The organism is uncultured Mailhella sp. (assembly GCF_944324615.1).
Lineage (GTDB): Bacteria > Desulfobacterota > Desulfovibrionia > Desulfovibrionales > Desulfovibrionaceae > Mailhella.
This window is the reverse complement of sequence record NZ_CALUWY010000002.1, coordinates 132,378-138,377: the sequence shown is the minus strand read 5'-3', so window position 1 is coordinate 138,377 and position 6,000 is coordinate 132,378. Positions and strand designations below refer to the sequence as shown.

Here is a 6,000-nt window from a genome sequence, read left to right as displayed (position 1 = left end):
TTGAGGCATGTGCCGCCGAGCCAGGTGGATTCCACGAGGGTGACTTCCGCGCCGCGCTTTGCGGCGTCAAAGGCGGCGGTATAACCGCCGGGGCCTGCACCTATGACAGTGATGCGCATGGGAAAACCTTTTCCTTACAGCTTTGCCGCGCGAAGCCGGCAATGCGCGCGCCGCTGGAAAAAAGCGGCTGACCACGGCGCGCGGCGACAGGGGCGCGGCGGGAGGAAAAGCCCGGAGGCTTTTCCGGAAAGACGCGGACTAGTCGTCTTCGCAGACGGGGTTGAGCTTGTATTCCATGGCGATGCCGTCATGGAGGGAGCCGGTGACCAGGCAGCCGTTCTTCATGACGCGGGCCACGCGGTCGAAGGTGTCGAGGTCTTCTTCGTCGATGCCCACGTTGGCGGTGATGGTGATCTTCAGCACGCGGCTCTGACCCTTTTCGTTGGCGTCCACATCCATGAGGGCCGTGAGATCGAGGCTGTTGTACTTGAGGCCGCGCGCTTCCATGGCGGCGTTCAGGGCCGCGGCGTAGCAGTACAGGGCGGCCGCGCCGAGGAGCTGTTTTGCCGTGCCGCCGCGCTGATCGGCGGGCACGTTGGTGTTGTCGATAACGATGTTGCCGAGGGCGGCGCCACCGGTTTCAATGGTGTGAACATCCCCGTTTCTGTGATAGGCGACGGTAAGCTGCATGGCTTGTATCCTTGCGTGATGGGCTGAAGATGAAAGAAAAGCGCCCGGAGAGTACGCGGCGCGTGCTCCGGGCGCCGGAGAGAGAGGGTGCGGATTGGCAGTCTAGGCGCAGTCGTGCTTGTCCCAGGGTTCGCGGTTGTCGCGCTGGATCACGGATTCCATGCGGGCAATGGCTTCCTTGAGCTTCTTGATTTCGTCAAGCTTCAGGTTGGGGTTCTTCATCACCTGGTAGATGATGGCGCCGGTGCAGCTTTCGGAAATGGGCAGGTCGGCGATGGTGGCGATGGTGACGGCGATGTCCTGAGCGTTGACGGCACGGTCGACGCTGCCGATCTTGCCGTTGATGGCAAGGCCCTGGAAGGCCGCGCCGGAGGCATTGGCCACCACCACGAGGGTGCGGCGGTCGGCGGCTTCGAGAGCGGCGGCAAGGGCGGCGTCGCCTTCGGCCAGAACGAGCACGGTTTCAGCAGAGGTTTCAAGGGCGGCGGCGATGCCTTCGGCATCAGCCTTCACCGCGCCGAGGGCTTCGGCGGCTTCGGCAAGGCCCGCGCAGTCGGCGTTGGGCAGAAGAGCGGCCTTCTTCAGAGAGTCGGCGGAAGCATTGAGCACGAGGATTGCTTTCTTTTCAGCCATGACGATGTTCCTTCATATATGGGTTGCGGGCCTTGGCCCGTATGCTTCGGGGGATCCCGGGGCAGAGCCCCGGGAATGTGTTACTTGACGAGGTTCGGGTCTTCCATGATCTGGTAGATGGGCGCACCTTCGGCATCGGCGGGAATGGGGTTGCCGGTGATGTAGCAGAGGGTGGGCACGATGTCGGCCAGCCAGCGGGGACGAGGATAGCGGTAGCCCTTCTTGATGTTGGGGCCGCGGAACATGAGCAGGTTCTTCAGGCTGCCGCAGCCGGATTCACCGGTGGGCAGGCCGTAGCCGTGTTCAGCCATGTATTCGGGCTTGAGCACATAGACCACGTCGCCGGCCTGAGCACCGCCCATGCCGAAGACCTGGGCATCTTCCTTGCGCACGGCGAGCAGCACGGGACGTTCGCCGGTTTCAGGATGCTTGTAGTCGAGCAGGGCGTTGATGATGCGGTCGCGCACCTTTTCGTAATCTTCAGGTTCCACGATGCCGCCGGGGTACTTGCCCTTCAGGTTCACATACACGAACATGTAGCGCTGAGGCACGGCCTGGGACTTGGTCACGTCGAGAACGTAGTTGAAGCCTTCGGTCTCTTCGTAGATATCCCAGTAGTTTTCCGACTTCTTGGGCTCATAGGAGCACAGGCCGGCTTCCTTCAGGGCGTGGGCGGTGTTGAGGATGGGGCCCATGGGGGTGGCGCCGTGGTCGGAGCACACGCACATGAGGGTTTCGTCGCCCATGAGTTCCATGAGGTTGCCGAGCAGGCGGTCTTCCACGGTGTAGATGTGGCGTTCCATCTTTTCGGCGCGGGCGCGCACTTCAGGATCCTTGCTGTCGAGTTCGCTCAGCCAGCCATGGTAGAACCAGTCGATGGGATGGGAGTGCATGTAGAACAGATCCCAGTCGGGGTTGGCGGTGAGCAGGCACTTCACGGCGTTCCAGAGCCAGGCGCTGTGGAATTCCACCAGTTCGCACACGGTGTCGGTGTCGATGATGCCGTGCAGGTAGGCCACAAGACCGATGTCGTTGGCCGTGATCTGGCGGGAAAGGTCGATCTGGTCGGCGGCGGAGGCGGGAGAGATGAAGCCGATGCGGCCGGCAATGCCGGAAACATAGAGCTTGAATTCTTCGGCGTCGTCGGAAAGCTGCATCAGCTTGCAGCGGAACACGCCCTTTTCGGTGCGGCCGTCGGCGGCAATGGTGAAGTCATGCTGCACAGGTTCGCTCCACTGGCCCACCTTGATGGTGAAGAAGGCCTTGGAGTAGTCCTTTTCAGGGCAGAGGGCGAAGGTGTCGAAGCCGTCGTCGCCGCTTTCCCAGGTGAGGCCGTACCACACCTGATCCTGCAGGGGTTCGATGGATTCCTTGAAGTGCATCTTCACTTCCATTTCCAGGGGTTCGTCGCAGTCGGGCAGGTTCTTCCAGCCCTTGGCGTCGTCGAAGCGGCCCTGAACGCCCATGGGATAGTAATCGGTGGAGATCACGCTTTCCGAGGCGAGGAATTCCTTGTGTTCGTTGCCGTGCAGAGGCCAGCGGGTTTCAGCGGGGGAGAGGCCCTGACCCATGACCAGGATGCCGTTCTTCATGTGGGAAGGCCAGGACATGGGGTAGTTCACCACGATGCACTTCTTGCCTTCCTTGTCCCAGGCGTCCCAGATGGTCTGGGCGGTCAGAATGTCGGAACCGAAGGCCTGAGAGGTTTCCTTGTAGTCGAGGCTGCGGCCTTCGTGATAATAGTAGTAGTCTTCCACGCCGTGGGTGCGGGGATAGGCGCCCGTGCAGATGGTGGCCCAGGAGGGAGGCGTAACGGTGGGCAGGTTGTAGCCTTCGGGAATGAAGCTGCCTTCCGCCATGAACTTGCGGAAGTTGTCCAGGCCGCCCTGGGCGAGCATCGCTTCAAGACGTTTGGGAATAAGGCAGTCGTAACCGATGAGTGCGGCTCTTTTGGCTTTGGGCGACATGTAAAACTCCTTGCAAAGTATGAGTACTTATCGTGAGGGGGGAACATCGTTCCCGCTTCTGCATGATTCAAAAAGCGTGCCAAAGGGGCATGACGCCTGGGTGCAAGGCCGGAAAATAAAAATTTTCCCAAAGAAATAAGGTAGTTTGCAGGCCGTTATGAAAAGTGTCCGGGGGCGTTTCCGCCAGGATCGTCACAAGGGGGGCCGCCAGGCGCCGAAAAAATCGGACAAATCTGTCACAATATGCCGAAAAAAATATTAATCATTATTATTTTCGGCAAGTTGCCTGATAGCGACATATTTGTCGTGTTTTGCGAAAAAAATGTCGCAAAAGATGTAGGAGAAGGGGAGGTGTGATGATAAAAATAACAATATTACCAGGTTATGACGAAAAGAGCTTTTTGGCACAATCCTTGCTTAACTAAGCGCAGCCTACATGCAGCTTTTGCTGAAAACCTTTGAGAGAGAGGAGAGTGTCATGGCAACAAACAACACCACTCACGAGCAGGAAAACGACCTCAGGCCGGAAAAGGGCATATTCTGGCCTGCCATGATCGGCGTACTGCTGATCGCCCTGCCCATGCTGTTTTTCCCCAAGGCTTCTGAGGAAATCATCGGCGCCATCTACACGCCGTTCAGCATCAAGTTCGGTTCGCTGTATCTGTGGATCACCGTGGGGCTCATCATTCTGTGCGTCTACTTCGCCTGCAGCCGCTACGGCGACATCAAGTTCGGTGATCCCGGCGAAAAGCCTCAGTATTCCCTGCCTTCCTGGGTTGCCATGATCTTCTGTTCCGGTGTGGCCGGCGCGGTCATGTTCTGGTCCATCGTGGAACCTCTGTGGGACCTCATCACTCCGCCTCAGTATGCGGAACCCATGAGCACGGAAGCCTTTGACTGGGCCCTCACCTACATGCTCCTGCACTGGGGCCCCAATGCCTGGTGCACCTACTTCATCACCGCTCTGCCCATCGCCTACCTGTTCCATATCCGCCGCAAGCCCGTGCTGCGTATCTCCGCGGCCTCGGAAGTGGTGCTCGGCAAACAGACCAACGGCATCCTCGGCCGCGCCTGCGATGTGTTCTTCATCCTCGGCCTGCTCTTCTGCACGGCCGTGACCATGTGCATTTCCCTGCCCACCGTGGAAGCCGCCCTTGAGCAGGTCTTCGGCATCAAGCCTTCCTTCACCGTGGAAATCGTGGTGCTCATCGTGAGCGCCGGTGTGGCTGCCTGGTCCGTGTGGTCCGGCCTGAACAAGGGCATCAAGGTGCTCTCCGACATCAACGTGATCATCGCCCTCGGCATGGTGGCCTACGGCGCCCTCTGCGGCCCCACCGCCTCCCTGTTCGACATCTTCACCAACGCGTTCGGCAAGTTCGTGGGCAACTTCTGGAACATGAACTTCTGGACCTCGCCCTTCAGCGACAGCACCTTCCCCCGCGACTGGACCATTTTCTACGCTCTGTTCTGGGCCGGTTACGGTCCCTTCATGGGCCTGTTCATCGCCCGTATTTCCCGCGGCCGCACCGTGCGTGAAGTCATCGCCTGGGGCCTCGTGGGCACCTGCGCCGGCGGCTATCTCATCCATGGCGTGTTCGCTTCCTACACCCTGTACATCCAGTACCACGGCATTCTTGATGCGGTGAGCATCCTCAAGAACTCCGGCGGCCCCGCCGCCATGATGGCCGTGCTCGACACCCTGCCCTTCGGCAAGGCCGTCATGCTGGTGTACTGCGCCTTCTCCACCATCTTCCTCGCCACCTCCGTGGACTCCGGCTGCTACGTCATCTCTTCCGTGGCCACCACCCGCATGGGCGTCAACGACGACCCGGCCCGCTGGCACCGCTCCTTCTGGGCTTTCGTGCAGGCCCTGCTGGCTCTCGGTCTTCTCTCCATCGGCGGCCTCGGCGTGGCCAAGATCTTCGGCAACTTCTCCGGCGCACTCATGGCTCTGCCCACCATGCTGCTGACTGTGGCATGGCTGAAGATCGTCAAGAAGGACGGGCACTACATGCTCTGCAACTTTGTGGAAAAGGAATGCCTGCCTTCCGGCCTTGATGAGGAAGCCAAGGCCAAGTAATCGGATTTCTTCCTGAACATGAGCCCCCGGGGAATCATTCCCCGGGGGCTTTTCTTTTAAGGCCGGCTCTGTCGCTTTTTTTCCATGCCTCTGCCTGGAGTCAGCCTGATTCCGGCCCCTGCGGGGCCTGAGACGAACGGAAGCGGCGTATCCGGCTCTTCCTCTATGCATGCAGAAAAGGGCCGGATATGCCCTGCCGGGGGCCGCAGAAAGGGCAGATAAGCCTTTTTCAGAAAAGAGACAGGCCATTGTCTGAGGCGCGGAACGGTTACTGCAATGGGAGTGCGGCAGGCCGGAGGCGCTGGCGTCAGCATTCCCTGCGCCTGTACGGGATACGCCGTCCCTTTGGGCGGCAGGCTGTGGTGGACAGGGGCAGGCATTTCCATGCGTTATGCCCTCCCGCGCTCTGTCATCGTTTCCTGTCTGCCTCTTGTTCCGCCGGGAAGCCTGCGGAGTCCGGCACGGTATGCGGTACCTGTGCGCTGCGCGGGGCGCAGGAGGCCCGGGCTTTTGCAGGGGGACTTTCGGCTGTTCTGGCGAAAAAGCGCGCAGAGGGAGGACGCGGTCTTTGTTTCGTATCTGCCGGAAGCGGGTATGGAAGCGCGCCCGGAAGAGCCGACGGCCTTTTGT

5 protein-coding genes are annotated in these 6,000 nt (G+C 60.1%); 1 reads left to right on the top strand and 4 read right to left on the bottom strand.

Annotated elements, in window-relative coordinates:
• From Q0K07_RS01250 to Q0K07_RS01235, 4 genes are all read right to left on the bottom strand, one after another.
• A partial coding sequence (locus Q0K07_RS01250; RefSeq protein ID WP_294555332.1) for an FAD-dependent oxidoreductase occupies positions 1-119 on the bottom strand: 119 nt, incomplete at its 3' end.
• Positions 120-258: 139 nt separating this feature from the next.
• Entirely contained in the window at positions 259-690 is a 432-nt protein-coding gene (locus Q0K07_RS01245) for an OsmC family protein (protein WP_294555326.1), read from the bottom strand.
• Positions 691-792: 102 nt separating this feature from the next.
• On the bottom strand, positions 793-1,323 hold the full coding sequence (locus Q0K07_RS01240) for a hypothetical protein (protein WP_294555324.1): 531 nt from the start codon (positions 1,321-1,323) through the stop codon (positions 793-795).
• A gap of 80 nt (positions 1,324-1,403) precedes the next feature.
• Positions 1,404-3,290, bottom strand: a complete 1,887-nt coding sequence (locus Q0K07_RS01235) for an alkaline phosphatase family protein (RefSeq protein ID WP_294555321.1) — start codon at positions 3,288-3,290, stop codon at positions 1,404-1,406.
• A gap of 478 nt (positions 3,291-3,768) precedes the next feature.
• Here Q0K07_RS01235 and Q0K07_RS01230 point away from each other — a divergent pair, with 478 nt between their 5' ends.
• A complete protein-coding gene (locus Q0K07_RS01230; RefSeq protein ID WP_294555318.1) occupies positions 3,769-5,370 on the top strand; it encodes a BCCT family transporter in 1,602 nt (533 codons plus the stop codon).
• Positions 5,371-6,000 lie beyond the last annotated feature (630 nt).